We start from the raw sequence: 16,668 nt of genomic DNA on the forward strand, positions 1-16,668 counted from the left end.
CGAAGGCTGACTCGATCAGTGTTTCTGAACTGCAGTGCAAGTTCGGAAAAGCATCAATTCAGCTCCGTCAGGAATTTTGGTAGGCGGTATTGGAATCGAACCAACGACCTCCACGATGTCAACGTGGCGCTCTAACCAACTGAGCTAACCGCCTAAGGAAGCCCCGCATTATAGACCTTAAAACGCCGATGTCAACAGCTTCTCGCGAAATTTCTCGAAGCCGGACAAAGGCCGCATACTTTGCAGTTGGCAACAAACTCAAACAGGTAAACCCGTGGAATCCAGAATCACCGATCTTGAGATCAAGATCAGCTACACCGAAGATCTCGTCGACGAACTGAACCGCATCGTCTATCGCCAGCAACAACAGATCGACCTGCTCGCCAACGAGATCAAGAACCTGCGCGAACAGATGCAATCGGCCCAGCCCAACGAGACGCGCAGCCTGCGCGACGAACTGCCGCCGCACTACTGAGCGCCATCGTGCCCTGCATCATTTACCACGCCGACTGCCTGGACGGCTTTGGCGCCGCCTATGCCGCCTGGCGGCATTTCGGCGATGCTGCCGAATATTTGCCCATGCACCACGGTCAACCGTGCGAAATGGGCAAAATTGCCGGGCAGGACGTCTTCATCCTCGACTTTTCCTTCTCCCCCGAGGTGCTGCAGGAGTTTGCCGGGACGGCAAAGTCGGTGACCCAGATCGACCACCATCTGTCCGCCCGCAAGGCCTGGAGCGGATTGCTGCAAGCCGGCGCAGACGGCAGACACAGCTACCAGCACCCCGAGCTGCCGCTGCAGGTGATTTTCGACCTCGACAAATCGGGCGCCCGGTTGGCCTGGGAATACTTCCACCCGACTACCGCCCTGCCGCTCGCCCTCGCCCACATCGAAGACCAGGACATGTGGCGCTTTGCCCTGCCCGGCACGCGCGCCTTTTGCCGCGCCCTGCGCCAGCAGCCATTCGAATTCTCAAACTGGGACGAGATCCTGCAAGCAACCGCAGACAGCAACACGGCGCGCTATCACAGCCTGCTCGAACAGGGTGTAGCCATTGAGTCCTTCTTCGCCAACGAGATCGAACGCCTCGCCAACAGCGCGCTGCGGATGCCGGCCCGCCTGCGCGCCGAGCCGATCGATGCATTGCAGGCGGTGCGTCACGACCAGCCAACACTGAGCAACGGTGAGCAAAGCTGGCTGGCCGTCAGCGGCATCGCGATCAACGCCAATGCCCTGTTCGCCTCGGAGCTGGGCAACCGGCTGGCGGAACAGAGCGGCACTTTCGGCCTGATCTGGCAACTCGCCGGCGATGGCGAAGCCAAGGTGTCCTTGCGCTCAAAAGGCGACTTCGACGTTGCTGCAATCGCGCAGCGCTATGACGGCGGCGGACATCGCAACGCGGCCGGTTTTCGCCTGCCGGCCGGACAATTCTTCACGGAGATCCTGGCGCTCGGCGACCAGGAATAAAAACTCAGTTCAACACGTAGTCGTGCGCAACCGGCGCTTCGCCGAGCGGCGCCAGGCCCGCCATCTCGCAAACCGAGTATTCAATGGTGTGGCACAGCGCATCGAGCGCCAGGTCATTCGGTTCGGTTCCGAACGGCTCCTCGATCTGCTCGCCGATGATTTCCAGCGCCAGGAAGGTGTAGGCGACGAAGGTCGCGATCAGCGGCGTCAGCCAGCCAATACTGGTCGCCAGCCCGACCGGCAGCAACAGGCAATAGACCATGACCGTGCGATTCATCAGAACGCGATAGGTATAAGGGATCGGCGTACTGGCGATGCGCTCGCAGGCACCGGAGGTCTCACCGAGGACGCTCAGACTCTTGTCGAGGGCCAGCCATTCCATCTCCGACAAGTTGCCACGCCGCTGTTCGTCGGCCAGCCAGTTGGCAAGTTGCAGCAAGACGATTTGCGGCTGGAATCTGGCCGCAACCACTTCGGCCAGCGCCGGCGCATCGAGACGCAGCGCCAGATCGGCGGCAGCATCGGTCTGCCGCAACTGGTGCTTGAGTGCAAAAGCAAAGGCCGACACAGCGCGCACCAGTTGCAGGCGAAAGGCAGCATGCGATTCGCCGGGCAGGACGCTGACCACCTGGCGCACCAGCGAACGCGCCGCGACCAGGATATTGCCCCACTGCCGGCGCGCCTCCCAGAAGCGCTCGTAACTGACCGAGTTGCGAAAGCCGAGAAAGATCGCCAGCGCCACGCCCATCAAGGTAAATGGCGGGATGCTCAAGGCCGAATTGGCATGCGCGTTCATCCACCACTCGCGGCTCAGCACACTGGCAACGGAGACGGCAAGCACCAGCGCCAGGCGCCCGACAATATTCGGCAGGACCGAACCGCGCCAGACGAAGAGCAGACGAAACCAGTGATGGCGAGGGCGAATGATCATGAAAGATGAAGCTCCGGCAAGGCGCGGCTGAAAACAAAAAGGCCGCTTATCCTCGGGATCAAGCGGCCCAGATGCAACCAGACTGTAAACATTTGCCTCTACCATCGCCATTGCGATGGTGCCCAGGAAGGGACTCGAACCCCCACACCTTGCGGCGCCAGAACCTAAATCTGGTGCGTCTACCAATTTCGCCACCTGGGCAGGCGGCGCGCATTCTACCACTCAAAGCGCTTCCCCCCTATACTTGCCGCCCCATGCCCGTCGAACATTACGAAAACTTCCCGGTTGCCTCACTGCTCGTGCCAGCCCGCCTGCGCCGGCCGATCGAGGTCATCTACCGCTTTGCGCGCAGCGCCGACGACATCGCCGACGAAGGCGATGCGACGCCGGACCAGCGCCTGGCCGCCCTCGCCGCCTATCAGGCCGAGCTCGACCGGATCGCCAGCGGTCAACCGCCGAAAACTGTCCTTTTTGTCGATCTCGCTGGCGTCATCGCGCAGCACGCACTGCCCATCCAGCTTTTCCGCGACCTGCTCGACGCCTTTGCGCAGGATGTCGTCAAGAAACGCTACGCCGACTACCCGGAACTGCTCGACTACTGCCGCCGCTCGGCCAACCCGGTCGGCCGCCTGGTGCTGCACCTGTTCGGGCGCACCGAACCGGAACACCTGGAGCAGTCGGACTGCATCTGCAGTGCGCTGCAGTTGATCAATTTCTGGCAGGACGTCGCGGTCGACTGGCAAAAAGACCGTGTTTACATCCCGCAGACCGATCTGCCGCATTTCAGGATCAGCGAAGCCGACATCGCCGCCGGACGCTGGTCGGCCAACTGGGCGGCCCTGATGGATTTCGAGATCGACCGCGCCAGCCGCCTGATGCAGCTTGGTGCGCCACTCGTCCACGCCCTGCCCGGCCGGCTCGGCTGGGAAATCCGCCTGACCGTGCAGGGCGGGCTGCGCATCCTCGAACGCCTGCGCCAGGTGCGCGGCGACGTTTTCCACCGCCGACCCAAGCTCGGCAAGGCGGACTGGCTGGTTCTCGCCGTCCGCGCCTTTAGAATGTGAGCCCATGAGCCCCGAACAATATTGCCAGGAGAAGTGCGCGAGCAGCGGCTCCTCCTTCTACTACAGCTTCCTCTTCCTGCCGCAGGAACGCCGGCGCGCCATCATGGCGCTCTATGCCTTCTGCCGCGAGGTCGATGACGTCGTCGACGAATGCAACGACATCTCGCTCGCCTCGACCAAGCTCACCTGGTGGCGCCAGGAAATCGAACGCGTCGCCGACGGCCAGCCGCAACACCCGGTCGGCCAGGCGCTGCAGGCGGTCAACCGCGACTTCAACCTGCCCAAGGAACAGTTGCTGGAAATCATCGACGGCATGGAGATGGACCTGCAACAGACGCGCTACCTCGACTTCAAGGGCCTGTCGCTCTACTGCTACCGCGTCGCCAGTGTCGTCGGCCTGCTCGCCGCCGCGATCTTCGGCTACCAGGACCGCCAGACGCAGAAGTACGCGCACGATCTCGGCATGGCTTTCCAGCTCACCAACATCATCCGCGACGTCGGCGAAGATGCCCGGCGCGGCCGCATCTACATCCCGATGGACGAGTTGAAGCGCTTCAACGTGCCGGCCGCCGACATTCTCAATGCCAAATATTCGGACAATTTCACGGCCCTGATGCAGTTCCAGACCGAGCGCGCCGAGCAGTATTACGCCCAGGCTTTTGCCCTGTTGCCGGCCGTCGACCGCAAGAACCAGCGGCCCGGCCTGATCATGGCGGCGATTTATCGCACCCTGCTCGACGAAATCCGCCGCGAGAACTTCCAGGTCCTGCACCAGCGCATTTCGCTGACGCCGGTGCGCAAGATCTGGATCGCCTGCAAGACCTGGATCGCCGGCTAAACCGGGCATGAACGTCGCGGTCATCGGCGGCGGCTGGGCGGGCCTCGCGGCAGCGGTCGAACTGACCGCGGGCGGCGCCGCCACGACACTGTTCGAAGCCGGCCGCGTGCTTGGCGGACGGGCGCGCAGCGCAACGATAGATGGGCGCGAACTCGACAACGGCCAGCACATCCTGCTCGGCGCCTACAGCGAAACGCTGGCCCTGATGCGCCAGGTCGGCACCGACCCCGACACCCTGCTCGAACGCCGGCCACTGCAGGTGCGCGACAACAGCGGCTTTCGCATGGCGCTGCCGCGTCTGCCGGCACCGCTCAACCTGGCCTGGGGCCTGCTCGCGGCGCGCGGCGTCGGTTTTGCGGAAAAACTGCGCACCGCGCTGTGGATGGACGGCATCAAGCGCAGGCAATTCCGGCTAGAAACCGACACCACGGTTGCCGCCTGGCTCGATGCCGCCGGCCAGACCGGCGCGCTGCGCCGCCACCTGTGGGAACCGCTCTGCCTCGCGGCGCTCAATACGCCGGCCGCGCGCGCCTCGGCACAACTTTTCGCCAACGTCCTGCGCGACAGCCTGGGCAGCCCGCGCCGCGCCGATACCGACCTGCTGCTGCCGCGTGCCAATCTCGGCCGCCTGCTGCCGGAACCGGCCGCCGCCTGGCTGCAGGCGCAGGGCGCTGAAATTCGCCTGCAAACGCGCGTCGACCGCCTGGAAACCACCAGCGATGGCGTTCTTGTCGACGGCCAGCCTTTCGCCGGCGTCGTCATCGCCTGCGCGGCGCAGCATGTCGCCAAGCTCTGGCCAGAAGCGGCAACCGCTTACGACTACGAGCCGATCGCCACGGTCTACCTGCAATTCAGCCCGGAAACGCGGCTCGATTTTCCGCTCGTCAGCCAACTGGGAAATCACAGTCAGTGGGTCGTCGACCGCCAGGGCGGACTACTCGCCTGCATCCTGAGCGGCCATGGCGACTGGGAGGCACTGACTGACGAGGCGCTCACCGACAAACTGGAAAGCGAGCTCAAGCTCGCCACAAAGGCCAGCTGGCGCAAGGTGATCCGCGAAAAACGGGCAACTTTTTCCGGTCGACCGGATATCGCCCGCCCCGCCAGCACGACCAGCCATCCCGCCGTTTTCCTCGCCGGCGACTACACCTGGGCCGATTACCCGGCGACACTGGAAGGCGCCGTACGCAGCGGCCGCCGTGCTGCGCAGCACCTGCTCAAGATCTGAATCAGACGACCTGCAGGTCGTCGCCGCAACTGACCAGCACCTTGATGCCGCGCCCCTTGAATTCGCCGACCAGCCTGGCGAACTCGCCGCGCCGCCAGGCATCCGGCCGCTCTGGCGTAACGTAGAGCACGACATCCTCGCCGTGGTTGGTGGTGCCGATCACGACGCGCGAACGGTCCGGGCGCAGGGCGACGGCAATCGGCTTGTCCAGGCTTTGCGTCTGCAACCAGATGCATTCGTAAACGCGACACGACTCCGGCCGCGTTTCATAAACGCCGCAGCCGACGCCGATCTTGCAGTCGGCGCACCAGGTATTGGCCGGCTTGTCCAGCTCGCGGATTTTCATGACCTTGCAGCAGACCGTGCAGCCATCGCAACTATGCATAAAACCTCGCCCAAAAACTGCGTTTGGAAATTTGCCTGTTCAAGCCAGTCGACCGCCGCGGATATGCAGCGTCCGGCCGCAACGCGCCGCAATTGCCTCGTCGTGCGTGACCAGGATCAGCGTCGTGCCTTCCTTCGCATTCAGTTCGAACATCAGGTCGATGATCTGCTGCCCGGTGGCGGCATCAAGGTTGCCGGTCGGCTCGTCGGCCAGGATCAGGCGCGGCGCCGGGGCAAAGGCGCGGGCCAGGGCAACGCGTTGCTGCTCGCCGCCGGACAGGTGTTTCGGATAATGCCTGAGGCGATGGCTCAGGCCGACCCGCTCCAGCCAGCCTTGCGCCGTGGTGGTCGACGCCTTGGAACCGGCCAATTCCAGCGGCAGCATGACGTTTTCCAGCGCGGTCAGCGAAGGCAGCAACTGGAAGGACTGGAAGACGAAGCCGAGCAATTTGCCGCGCTGCACGGCGCGTGCATCTTCATCAAGGCTGGCCAGGGCCAGGCCGTCGAGGCGGATTTCGCCGGCGCTCGGGATGTCCAGGCCGGCGAGCAGGCCAAGCAACGTAGACTTGCCGGAGCCCGAGGCACCCACGATCGCCACCGTTTCGCCCGGCATGACCGAAAAGGAAATATCCTGCAGAATGATCAGCGGCGCGCCGCCACTCTCGACGGTCTTGCCCAAACCCACCACTTCAACGACTGGTTGTCCTGCCATGCGGCTCGCTCTCTTCCTGTTGGTCCTGCTCTTTTCCACGCTCCCGGCCCAGGCCGCCAAAACCGTGCTGGTCATGGGCGACTCGCTCTCGGCCGGTTACGGCATTCGCCCGGAACAGGCCTGGCCGGCGCTGCTCGACAAACGTCTGGCGGAAAAACGCCTTGATTATAGCGTCGCCAACCTGTCGATCTCCGGCGAAACCACGGCCGGCGGGCGCGCCCGGTTCGCTGCCGCCCTGCGCCAGTACCAGCCGGCCGTCGTCGTCATCGCGCTCGGCGCCAACGACGGTCTGCGCGGTCTGCAACTGGTCCAGATGCGCGACAACCTCAGCGCCATGACGGCCGCCGCCCAGGCCACCGGCGCCCGTGTCCTGCTCGCCGGCATGCGCCTGCCGCCCAATTACGGGCCGTACGCCGAGGAATTCCGCAGCAGTTTCGCGACCGTGGCCAGCGGCAGAAAATCAGCACTGCTGCCCTTCCTGCTCGAAACGGTGGCCAGCCAGCCGTCCCTGTTTCAGGCCGACAACCTGCATCCGACCGCCAGCGCGCAGCCTTTAATCCTCGATCACGTCTGGCCGGCCCTGCTCCCCTTGCTAAAATAGGCGGATGAAACAGCCCCGCCCCACGCTTGCCGATCTCGCTGCCTACGACGAGATCATCGATGTCCGCTCGCCCGCCGAGTTTGCCGAAGACCATATCCCGGGCGCAATCAGCTGCCCGGTACTCGACGACGCACAACGCGCCCAGGTCGGTACCATCTACAAACAGGTGTCGCCCTTCGAGGCCAAGAAGATCGGCGCGGCGCTGGTTTCCGAAAACATCGCGCGCCACCTGCGCGAACGCTTCCTCGACCGGCCCAAGCACTGGAAGCCGCTGATCTATTGCTGGCGCGGCGGCGACCGCAGCGGTTCGATGACCACCATTTTCCGCGCCATCGGCTGGCATGCCGGGCAACTCGACGGCGGCTACAAGACCTGGCGCACGCATGTTCTGGCCCGCCTCGGTGAACTGCCGCAAAACTTCGATTTCCGTGTCCTGTGCGGCGCCACCGGCAATGCCAAGACGCGCATCCTGCAGGCGATCGCAGCCGCCGGCGAGCAGGTCATCGACCTCGAAACACTGGCCAGCCACAAAGGCTCGGTGCTTGGTGTCCTGCCCGAGCAGCCGCAACCGGCGCAAAAGGGCTTCGAAACCGCGCTGCTGCAGGCCTTGACCGCGCTCGACCCAAGCCGCCCGGTCTATGTCGAAGCGGAAAGCCGCAAGATCGGCCAGCTGCATCTGCCGGATGCGCTGCTTGCCGCCATGCGCAGCGGCGAATGCCTGCAGGTCGAAGCCGACCTCGAGGCGCGCGTCGAATTCCTGCTGCGCGATTACGACTATTTCCTGACCGATCCGGATTTCCTGATCGGCCGCCTGGAAACCCTGCGCACATTGCTCAGCCGCGAACTGCTCAACCGCTGGCAGCAACTGGCACGCAACGCCGACTGGCAGCCCCTGGTCCGCGAACTGCTGGCCGAACACTACGATCCGCTTTACCGCCGCTCGCAGGCGCGCAGTTTTGCCGGCATCGAAACATCCCTGAAATTTGCCGCCAGCGACCTGTCGACCGCTGGCGTCGCCCGCCTGGCCGAACGCATCATTCAGTCGCGCACGGCACAAACCGCCTGAACCATGGCCGGCCGCGGCTGCTCGACGTAGCCTTCGGTGAAGGCGACCGGCCGCAGGCCGGCGCCCCTGACCTGTTCCGACAACTCCCCCGGCTGCAGCAGGAACTGCGGGCTGGACGGCTTGCCGTAAGCCGCATTGCCCTGCATGAAGGTTTCGTAGATCAGCACGCCGCCCGGCGCCAGCATGGCGAGCACCGCCGGCAGATGCGGCCGCCACAGGTAATTGGTGACAACGATGCCGGCAAAACGCTCGCCGGCCAGCGGCCAGAGGTCGCCTTCAAGATCAAGCTGGCGGGTTTCGACATTACCCAGGCCGGCCAGAGCAGCCAGCGCTTCGCCATTGCGATCCACCGCCAGCACCGGATGGCCGCGCCCGGCAAGCAGGCGGACGTGGCGACCGCTGCCGCAGGCCAGATCAAGCACACGGCCGCCGGCGGCGATCAGCGGGCAATGGCGTTCGACCCAGGGCGATGCAGGTATGATTTGCGGCATTTCGTTCAAGGAGCCAGTCATGTCGGATGTCGTCATCGTTGCAGAAAATGGTCAGGGAAGATACCAGCAGGAAGTCCGCGTCGGCCAGCACCGCCTGCTCGCCGACGAACCGGTCAGCGTTAGCGGCGGCGATGCCGGCCCGGCTCCGTTCGACTTTCTGATGGCCGGTCTCGGCGCCTGCACTTCGATGACGCTGCGCATGTACGCCGAACGCAAGGAACTGCCGCTGACCGGCATCAAGGTGACACTCAGCCACGAAAAAATCGAAGTCGATGGCAAACTGCGCGACCGGATCAAGCGCGAGATCGCGCTGGAAGGCGAACTCAGCGACTCCCAACGCCAGCGCCTGCTGGAAATTGCCGGGAAATGCCCGGTTCACCGCGCGCTTTCACAGTCGCTGCTCCTCGAATGCGCGCTGATTGAATAATCCGTAAGTGCTTTGCCCACATGGCAATCGCCCTCCGTTTGTGCCAAAATCGTGCGCTGCACAATAACAAACTAATGAGGGGTTCGCCATGTTGGAACAGCACTATCTAACTTCGCTTTTCGAACCGAAATCGGTTGCCGTGATCGGCGCCTCCGAACGGGAAAACTCGGTCGGTAATGTCATTTTCAAGAACATCCTGAACTCGGGTTACAAGGGCAAGCTGTACGCCATCAATCCGAAGCACGAAACCATTCAGGGCCAGCCGGCCTACAAGTCGATCGAGGAAATCGGCGCCCGCGTCGAAATGGCGGTCATCGCCACCCGGCCGCAAACCGTGCCGCAACTGATCGAGCAATGTGGCCGCTCGGGCGTGCGCAACGTCATCGTCATCGCCTCCGGCTTTTCCGAAGCCGGCCATATCGGCGCCGCGCTCGAGCGCAAGGTGCTGGAAATCGCCCGCTCCTACAATGTTCGCATTCTCGGCCCGAACTGCCTCGGCATCATCCGCCCGGAACTCGGCCTGAATGCCACCTTCACCAAGATCACCGCCAACCCGGGCAATCTCGCCCTGGTCTCGCAATCCGGCGCCATGTGTTCGGCTGTGCTCGACTGGGCCAAGGCCAACCAGGTCGGCTTCTCCTCGGTCATTTCGCTGGGCATGACAGCCGACGTCGATTTCGGTGAAATCCTCGATTACCTGATCTACGACAGCCGCACGCACTACATCCTGATGTACGTCGAAGGCATCCGTAACGCCCGCCGCTTCATGAGCGCCCTGCGCTCGGCCGCGCGCATCAAGCCGATCATCCTGCTCAAGGCCGGTCGCCACGAAGCCGGCGCGATGGCCACCGCGACCCACTCGGGCATGGCTGCCGTCTCCGATACCGTGTTCGATGCCGCCGTGCGCCGTGCCGGTGTGGTCCGCGTCCAGAACGTCGGTCAGCTGTTCTATGCCGCCAAGGCACTCGCTTCAAAGTTCCGTCCGCTCGGCAACCGTTTGGCCATCATCACCAACGGCGGCGGTCCGGGCGCCATGGCAGCCGACCGTGCCGGCGACATGGGCATCCCGCTCGCCGAACTGTCGACCGAAACCATGGCCGTGCTCAACAAGGCGCTGCCCACCACCTGGTCGCACAGCAACCCGATCGACATCGCCGGTGATGCCACGCCGGAACGTTACCGCGATGCCGTGCTTGCCGTGACGCAGGACCCGAATGTCGATAGCACCCTGATCATGCTCTCGCCGCAGGCGATGACCGACCCGATGGGAGTTGCCAAGGCGATCATCGAGATCTCCGACAAGCTCAACCGCACCATCATCTGCTGCTGGATGGGCGAGGAACAGGTTGCCGAAGCGCGCAAGCTGCTCGAAGACAACGGCATCCCGGCCTTCCGCATGCCGGAAACGGCAATCGAACTGTTCCACCATATCTCCAAGTACTACCGCAACCAGAAGCTGCTGCTGCAGACTCCGGAACCGACCCGCCAGCATGGCCGCCCCGAAGCCGAAGGCGCCAAGATGCTGATCGAGGCCCTGCTCGCCGAGCGCCGCAAGGTGCTTTCCGAAATGGAATCCAAGGCCATCCTGCGCGCCTTCAAGGTACCGGTTGCCCAGACCATGGTCGCCCGTACCGCAACCGAGGCCCTGCTGCTGGCTGAACAGATAGGTTTCCCGATCGCCATGAAGGTCGATTCGCCGGACCTGCCGCACAAGTCCGATGCCGGCGGCGTGCGCCTCAACATCGTCAATGCGCCGGCCGTACGTAACGCCTATCACGACATCATCGACACGGTCAGCAAGCGCCATCCGAATGCCAAGATCAACGGCGTTTCGATCGAGCCCTTCCTGTCGCGTCCGAATGGTCGCGAACTGATGATCGGCGTTTTCCGCGACCCGATCTTCGGGCCGGTCATCACCTTCGGTGCCGGTGGCTTCGACGTCGAAATCTTCAGCGACCGCTCGGTCGCCCTGCCGCCGCTCAACAAGTTCCTGGCGGCTGACCTGATCGACTCGACACGCGCCTCGAAGATCCTCGGCCAATTCCACAACATGCCGCCGGTCGACCGTGACGCGCTCAAGGAAGTCCTGCTCTGCATCTCGGAAATGGTCTGCGAACTGCCGTGGATCATGGAACTCGATCTCAACCCGCTGATCGTCGATGAAAACGGCGCCATCGCTGCCGATGCCCGCATCGTCATCGACCACGCCGCCGGTGCCAGCGGCGACCGTTACGCCCACATGTCGATCTACCCCTACCCGGTCCATCTGGTCCAGGAATGGCAGATGAACGACGGCAAGGTCGTCACCATCCGTCCGATCCGTCCGGAAGATGCCGAGCTGGAGCAGGAATTCGTCAAGCGCATGTCTGACGAATCGCGCTACTACCGTTTCATGGATACCCTGCGCGAACTGACGCAGACCATGCTGGTCCGCTTCACGCAGATCGACTATGACCGCGAAATGGCCCTGGTTGCCACCCTGCCGCCAGAGGATGAGGTCGCGGAAGGCAAGGAATACCAGATTGGCGTGGCGCGTTACGTGGTCAACCCGGATGGCGAGTCGGTCGAGTTCGCACTGGCCGTCGGCGATGACTGGCAGAAGTGCGGCGTCGGCCGCAAGCTGATGATGGCGCTGATCGACTGCGCCCGTGCCAAGGGCTACCGTGCCGTGGTCGGCGACGTGCTGTCGACCAACAGCAAGATGTTCCGCCTGATGACCAGTCTCGGCTTCACCATCCACCCGCACCCGGACGACACCGCCGTCAAGCGCGTCGTCAAGCCGCTGGTTGGCTGATCAGGAAAGCCAGACAACAAAAAGCCGGTCAATTGACCGGCTTTTTTTCGCTCCCGACAACCAGCAGGGATTGAGCGGGAAGCAGCGACAGATTATTCGCCGAAGAAATTCACATCGTACGGATACGGTTTCTGGGCAACCTTGGAGTCGGCGTTGCGCGTACTGGTGTCGACATCCTGTTTCTTGTCCCACCACAGGGCGCGACCGGCCTTTTGATCCTCAACCCAGGCCGGGTTCTTTTCCAGTTGTTCGTTCATCCATTTCGTGTGATCAGACACGTAGCTCGTATTTACGTCACCCATTTGGCTGCATTCCCAGGCTAATCAAGACAATGGCGCGATTCTAGCACGTCAGTGGAAAACGATGGGGCGGGCGCTGCCGGCACAGTAATCGTCAAGGAAGGCATCGATGGTCTCCTCGTCACGCTCGGCTTCCGGAATACCTTCCATGGCATTGCGGAAATGCCAAGCCAGAGGCCCCTGCAGGAACAGCGTGGACAGGCTTTCCTTGTCGAAAAGCTCAAAACCCTGTTGTGCCGGATAAGCCAGCACCCAGTAATGATCGCTGCTGTAGATGACGTCCATCGCACACCTCCAATGAGAACTCCTACAACCCTATTTACGGGTGCCTGCCGGCTTTCTCAAGGGCTGCAGCAACATTTAATACCGCAGCAGCCGGCCTTACTGGATGATGAAGCTGGTAAAGAAGACTTCCTTGACACCGGTTTTCTCGGTTTCGTGCAGCAAATGATTCACCGTATCGATGATTTCTTCCATCAGATCCTTCTTGCCCTTCAGCGTCAGCAGATTGGCAGCATCCTGACTTGAAAGCAGCAGGATCATGGCGTGCTGCACGCGCGGCCGGTGTGCAGCCAGATGATGATCGGCTTCCGGTGAAGCCGCTTCAAAAACCATCTGCACCTGCAGATATTTGCCCCCCTTGGCCGGATCGCCGAGATTGACAACAAACTTGAGCGGTTCAGGGCCGGCTGCACCACCATGATCACTGGCCAATGCCGGCTGAGCACCGACCAGGACGAACATGCAGAAGGCAAGAAAATGGCGAAGCAGCGAGAAATTGGGGTTCATGAGCAAAGGTTCGGTTAAACGGGCATCACGCATTAATTGGCAGATAGCCCTGATGAAGCGAAAGAGCCTATGCCCGGATGATACCCCAGACACCGTTGCCGACGGTTGTTTGCTAAGCCCGGGGTTTCATTTCTCCGGCCGGCACGGCAAAGGGCAACCAGTTTTCCGGGGGCGGCAACGGACAAGTGGCAAATGGCGTGAACGCACAGGGCGGATTGTAGGCATGGTTGAAATCGAGCCTGATTTTGCCGTCGACCGCTGGCGACACCTTCAGGAAACGCCCGGCACCGTAAGTCTCCTTGCCACTCGTCCGGTCGCGAAATACGAAAAACACCTCGTGCTCGCCAACCGACATCGGCAACAGTTCGATGCGCTGTCCCGCCACACTGAACACGGCCTTGTGACTGACCAGAACCGTCTTCAACTCGCCTGTGACATTGGGGACCTCCATGGCCAGCGGCGTTGTTAGCACCTGCCATTCCGCCTCGATCGCCCACTCCGCCGCCGCAGGAAAGTATGACAAGCCGGCAAACGGCTGCCGGGCCGCCCAATTGCGATCACGCACACGGGCCGCCAGGCGTCCTTCACGGTCGACGATGAAAAATGCCAGATTTTCATGGTCGACCGTTGCAGGCGAACCAAACCGGTCCGTCTGCAACTCACGCGCCGAGTCGCCGAGCGGCTGCCAATAAACCCGCTCACCATCCCGGATCAAGTCGCCAAGATGGTCCGGTCCGGAAGGCAGGCGAACGCCACAGTGCTCGCCGCTGCCCACCTGGTTAACACCAGGCTCCAGCCAGAACAGGCCCTGCATGCCCAGCCAGCTGTCGGGCCCGCTCAATTCGGCATGGCGCTGTGCCTGCCAGCGCATCAGATCTTCCCGCATATTTTTTGGCTTCCTTGCAAATGGCAAAAAAAGGGAGGCTGCTCGCCTCCCTTGATCAATCAAAACAGAGCACTCAGACCTTGGCGAAACGCATGATGCCATTTTCGCAACTGACCCGGATCGTGTCCTTGGCGGCGAACTTGCCTTCCAGGATCGCCCGCGCCAGCGGATTCTCGATCTGCTGCTGGATCGCCCGCTTGAGCGGCCGCGCCCCGAACACCGGGTCGAAACCGGCCTGCGCCAGTTCGGCCAGCGCGCTGTCTTCGACAACAATCGCCATGTCGAGCTGAGCCAGGCGTTTTTCCAGGTAACCGAGCTGGATCTTCGCAATGCCGGCGATGTGCTTTTCGTCGAGCGCGTGGAAGACGACCACTTCGTCGATGCGGTTGATGAACTCCGGCCGGAAGTAGTTTTTCACTTCCGCCATGACCGCCACCTTGATCACGCCGTAATCGTCGCCCGACATCTGCTGGATCATCTGGCTACCCAAGTTCGAGGTCATGACAATGACCGTGTTCTTGAAGTCGACCGTACGTCCCTGGCCATCCGTCATGCGGCCATCGTCGAGCACCTGCAGCAGCACGTTGAAGACGTCCGGATGCGCCTTCTCGACCTCGTCGAGCAGGATCACCGAGTACGGCTTGCGGCGCACCGCTTCGGTCAGGTAACCGCCCTCCTCGTAGCCGACATAGCCCGGCGGCGCGCCGATCAGGCGGGCAACCGAGTGCTTTTCCATGAACTCGCTCATATCGATGCGGATCAGGTGATCCTCGGCATCGAACATGAACTCGGCCAACGCCTTGCACAGCTCCGTCTTGCCAACGCCGGTCGGGCCGAGGAAGAGGAAGGAACCGTAGGGCCGGTTCGGATCAGACAGCCCGGCGCGCGAACGGCGGATGGCATCACCGACCAGGCGCACGGCTTCATCCTGCCCGACGACGCGCTGGTGCAGCTTGTCTTCCATATGCAGCAGCTTCTCGCGTTCGCCCTGCATCATCTTGCTGACCGGAATGCCGGTGGCGCGGCTGACCACTTCGGCAATTTCCTCGGCGCCAACCTGGGTGCGCAGCAGCTTGTTCTTTTTCTGCTCGCCCTCGCCGGCCTTTTCCGCCGCCTTCAACCGGGCTTCGAGTTGCGGCAGCTTGCCGTATTGCAGTTCGGCCACTTCACCCAGCCGGCCTTCGCGCTGCAGGCGGGCGATATCGGCCTTGAGATGGTCGATTTCCTCCTTGATCTGGGCGGAACCAAGCACGGCTGATTTCTCGGCCTTCCAGATTTCTTCCAGATCGGAATATTCCTTGGTCAGGCGGGCGATTTCTTCCTCGATCAGGCCGAAACGCTTCTTCGAAGCCTCGTCCTTTTCCTTCTTGACTGCCTCGCGCTCGATCTTGAGCTGGATGATGCGGCGGTCGAGCTTGTCCATCGATTCCGGCTTGGAGTCGATTTCCATCTTGATCTTGGCCGCAGCCTCGTCGATCAGGTCGATCGCCTTGTCGGGCAGGAAACGGTCGGTGATGTAGCGATGCGACAACTCGGCCGCGGCGACGATGGCCGGGTCGGTGATATCGACACCATGGTGCAGTTCGTACTTTTCCTGCAAGCCGCGCAGGATGGCGATGGTCGATTCGACCGAAGGCTCGTCGACCAGCACCTTCTGGAAGCGACGCTCAAGTGCGGCATCCTTCTCGATGTACTTGCGGTACTCGTTGAGCGTCGTCGCGCCGATACAGTGCAGTTCACCGCGCGCCAGCGCCGGCTTGAGCATATTGCCGGCGTCCATGGCGCCCTCCGCCTTGCCGGCACCGACCATGGTGTGCAGTTCGTCGATGAACAGGATGATCCGACCGGCTTCCTGCGAGACTTCCTTGAGCACGGCCTTGAGGCGCTCCTCGAACTCGCCGCGATATTTTGCGCCGGCGAGCAGCCCGGCCATGTCGAGGACCAGCACCTTCTTGCCCTTGAGGGTTTCCGGCACTTCGTCATTGACGATGCGCTGCGCCAGGCCTTCAACGATCGCCGTCTTGCCGACCCCCGGCTCGCCGATCAGCACCGGGTTGTTCTTGGTGCGGCGCTGCAGGATCTGGATGGCGCGACGGATTTCGTCGTCGCGGCCGATCACCGGGTCAAGCTTGCCCTGGGCGGCACGTTCGGTCAGGTCGATGCAGTATTTCTTCAGCGATTCGCGCTGCCCTTCGGCCTCCTGCGAATCAACGCCCTGCCCGCCGCGCACGGCCATGATCGCGGCTTCGATGGATTTGCGCGAGAAGCCGTGTTGCTTGGCGATGCGGCCGGTTTCGTTCTTGTCGTCGCACAGCGCAAGCAGGAACATTTCACTGGCGATGAACTGGTCGCCGCGCTTCTGGGCTTCCTTGTCGGTCAGGTTGAGCAGGTTGCTCAGGTCGCGGCCGACGGAAACATCGCCGCCGTGGCCGGAAACCTGCGGCAGGTTTTTCAGGGCCCGCTCCAGATCGGCGCGCAAGGCCGGCACGTTGATGCCGGCACGGGCCAGCAACGAGGTGGTGCCGCCATCGTCCTGGTCAAGCAGGGCCAGCAGCAGATGCTGGGGTTCGATGAACTGCTGGTCGCCGCCGATTGCCAGACTTTGGGCATCGGCCAGGGCCTGCTGGAATTTGGTGGTGAATTTGTCGAGTCGCATGTTCGTCCTTCACAAGGTTTGCCTGTTGATACCGG

18 protein-coding genes and 2 tRNA genes are annotated in these 16,668 nt (G+C 62.6%); 9 read left to right on the top strand and 11 right to left on the bottom strand.

The window, feature by feature from the left end; genetic code table 11:
* Positions 1 to 77 precede the first annotated feature (77 nt).
* Positions 78 to 154, bottom strand: a tRNA-Val gene (locus KI612_RS10820).
* A 120-nt stretch (positions 155 to 274) separates the two neighbouring features.
* Here KI612_RS10820 and KI612_RS10825 point away from each other — a divergent pair.
* Complete coding sequence (locus KI612_RS10825; protein ID WP_226440099.1) at positions 275 to 475, top strand: SlyX family protein; 201 nt, start codon at positions 275 to 277, stop codon at positions 473 to 475.
* A gap of 8 nt (positions 476 to 483) precedes the next feature.
* Positions 484 to 1,467 carry a DHHA1 domain-containing protein gene (locus tag KI612_RS10830; RefSeq protein ID WP_226440100.1) on the top strand — a complete coding sequence of 328 codons (984 nt, stop codon included), beginning with the start codon at positions 484 to 486 and terminating at the stop codon, positions 1,465 to 1,467.
* 4 nt (positions 1,468 to 1,471) lie between these two features.
* On the opposite strand, the gene KI612_RS10835 is transcribed toward KI612_RS10830, so the two are convergent.
* Both KI612_RS10835 and KI612_RS10840 read right to left on the bottom strand, forming a co-directional pair.
* On the bottom strand, positions 1,472 to 2,398 hold the full coding sequence (locus tag KI612_RS10835) for a bestrophin family protein (RefSeq protein WP_226440101.1): 927 nt from the start codon (positions 2,396 to 2,398) through the stop codon (positions 1,472 to 1,474).
* Between the two features lie 116 nt (positions 2,399 to 2,514).
* A tRNA-Leu gene (locus tag KI612_RS10840) sits at positions 2,515 to 2,599 on the bottom strand.
* 53 nt (positions 2,600 to 2,652) lie between these two features.
* Here KI612_RS10840 and hpnC point away from each other — a divergent pair.
* From hpnC to hpnE, 3 genes are read left to right on the top strand one after another with little or no spacing between them, the layout of a single operon-like run.
* Entirely contained in the window at positions 2,653 to 3,462 is an 810-nt protein-coding gene (hpnC, locus tag KI612_RS10845) for a squalene synthase HpnC (RefSeq protein WP_226440102.1), read from the top strand.
* Positions 3,463 to 3,466: 4 nt separating this feature from the next.
* Complete coding sequence (gene hpnD, locus KI612_RS10850; RefSeq protein WP_226440103.1) at positions 3,467 to 4,300, top strand: presqualene diphosphate synthase HpnD; 834 nt, start codon at positions 3,467 to 3,469, stop codon at positions 4,298 to 4,300.
* Positions 4,301 to 4,307: 7 nt separating this feature from the next.
* Positions 4,308 to 5,528 carry a hydroxysqualene dehydroxylase HpnE gene (hpnE, locus tag KI612_RS10855; protein ID WP_226440104.1) on the top strand — a complete coding sequence of 407 codons (1,221 nt, stop codon included), beginning with the start codon at positions 4,308 to 4,310 and terminating at the stop codon, positions 5,526 to 5,528.
* Between the two features lies 1 nt (position 5,529).
* On the opposite strand, the gene KI612_RS10860 is transcribed toward hpnE, so the two are convergent.
* Positions 5,530 to 5,913 carry a hypothetical protein gene (locus tag KI612_RS10860; RefSeq protein WP_226440105.1) on the bottom strand — a complete coding sequence of 128 codons (384 nt, stop codon included), beginning with the start codon at positions 5,911 to 5,913 and terminating at the stop codon, positions 5,530 to 5,532.
* A 39-nt stretch (positions 5,914 to 5,952) separates the two neighbouring features.
* Positions 5,953 to 6,624 carry an ABC transporter ATP-binding protein gene (locus KI612_RS10865; protein ID WP_226440106.1) on the bottom strand — a complete coding sequence of 224 codons (672 nt, stop codon included), beginning with the start codon at positions 6,622 to 6,624 and terminating at the stop codon, positions 5,953 to 5,955.
* On the opposite strand from KI612_RS10865, the gene KI612_RS10870 reads away from it, so the two are divergent.
* Together KI612_RS10870 and mnmH are read left to right on the top strand one after the other, a co-directional pair.
* Positions 6,623 to 7,225, top strand: coding sequence for an arylesterase (locus KI612_RS10870; RefSeq protein ID WP_226440107.1), 603 nt, complete (start codon positions 6,623 to 6,625; stop codon positions 7,223 to 7,225). The genes KI612_RS10865 and KI612_RS10870 overlap by 2 nt on opposite strands.
* A gap of 4 nt (positions 7,226 to 7,229) precedes the next feature.
* Positions 7,230 to 8,291 (top strand): tRNA 2-selenouridine(34) synthase MnmH, encoded by a 1,062-nt coding sequence (mnmH, locus tag KI612_RS10875; RefSeq protein ID WP_226440108.1) that lies wholly within the window; start codon positions 7,230 to 7,232, stop codon positions 8,289 to 8,291.
* On the opposite strand, the gene KI612_RS10880 is transcribed toward mnmH, so the two are convergent.
* On the bottom strand, positions 8,264 to 8,803 hold the full coding sequence (locus KI612_RS10880; protein ID WP_226440109.1) for a class I SAM-dependent methyltransferase: 540 nt from the start codon (positions 8,801 to 8,803) through the stop codon (positions 8,264 to 8,266). The genes mnmH and KI612_RS10880 overlap by 28 nt on opposite strands.
* Here KI612_RS10880 and KI612_RS10885 point away from each other — a divergent pair.
* Together KI612_RS10885 and KI612_RS10890 are read left to right on the top strand one after the other, a co-directional pair.
* A complete protein-coding gene (locus tag KI612_RS10885) occupies positions 8,802 to 9,209 on the top strand; it encodes an OsmC family protein (RefSeq protein WP_226440110.1) in 408 nt (135 codons plus the stop codon). The two genes, KI612_RS10880 and KI612_RS10885, sit on opposite strands and share 2 nt — an antisense overlap.
* An 88-nt stretch (positions 9,210 to 9,297) precedes the next feature.
* Positions 9,298 to 12,003 (top strand): bifunctional acetate--CoA ligase family protein/GNAT family N-acetyltransferase, encoded by a 2,706-nt coding sequence (locus KI612_RS10890; RefSeq protein WP_226440111.1) that lies wholly within the window; start codon positions 9,298 to 9,300, stop codon positions 12,001 to 12,003.
* A 92-nt stretch (positions 12,004 to 12,095) separates the two neighbouring features.
* Here the strand turns inward: KI612_RS10890 and KI612_RS10895 are convergent, their stop codons facing one another.
* The 5 genes from KI612_RS10895 to clpB all read right to left on the bottom strand — a co-directional run bounded on the left by KI612_RS10895 (position 12,096) and on the right by clpB (position 16,633).
* Positions 12,096 to 12,305, bottom strand: coding sequence for a DUF3460 family protein (locus KI612_RS10895; RefSeq protein ID WP_226440112.1), 210 nt, complete (start codon positions 12,303 to 12,305; stop codon positions 12,096 to 12,098).
* 48 nt (positions 12,306 to 12,353) lie between these two features.
* Positions 12,354 to 12,587 carry a DUF3567 family protein gene (locus KI612_RS10900; protein ID WP_226440113.1) on the bottom strand — a complete coding sequence of 78 codons (234 nt, stop codon included), beginning with the start codon at positions 12,585 to 12,587 and terminating at the stop codon, positions 12,354 to 12,356.
* A gap of 96 nt (positions 12,588 to 12,683) precedes the next feature.
* Positions 12,684 to 13,091 (bottom strand): flagellar basal body-associated FliL family protein, encoded by a 408-nt coding sequence (locus KI612_RS10905; protein ID WP_226440114.1) that lies wholly within the window; start codon positions 13,089 to 13,091, stop codon positions 12,684 to 12,686.
* 112 nt (positions 13,092 to 13,203) lie between these two features.
* Positions 13,204 to 13,977 (bottom strand): DUF1684 domain-containing protein, encoded by a 774-nt coding sequence (locus KI612_RS10910; protein ID WP_226440115.1) that lies wholly within the window; start codon positions 13,975 to 13,977, stop codon positions 13,204 to 13,206.
* Between the two features lie 73 nt (positions 13,978 to 14,050).
* Entirely contained in the window at positions 14,051 to 16,633 is a 2,583-nt protein-coding gene (gene clpB / locus KI612_RS10915; RefSeq protein ID WP_226440116.1) for an ATP-dependent chaperone ClpB, read from the bottom strand.
* Between the last annotated feature and the right edge of the window lie 35 nt (positions 16,634 to 16,668).

The organism is Quatrionicoccus australiensis (assembly GCF_020510525.1).
GTDB classification, from domain to species: Bacteria; Pseudomonadota; Gammaproteobacteria; order Burkholderiales; family Rhodocyclaceae; genus Azonexus; species Azonexus australiensis_B.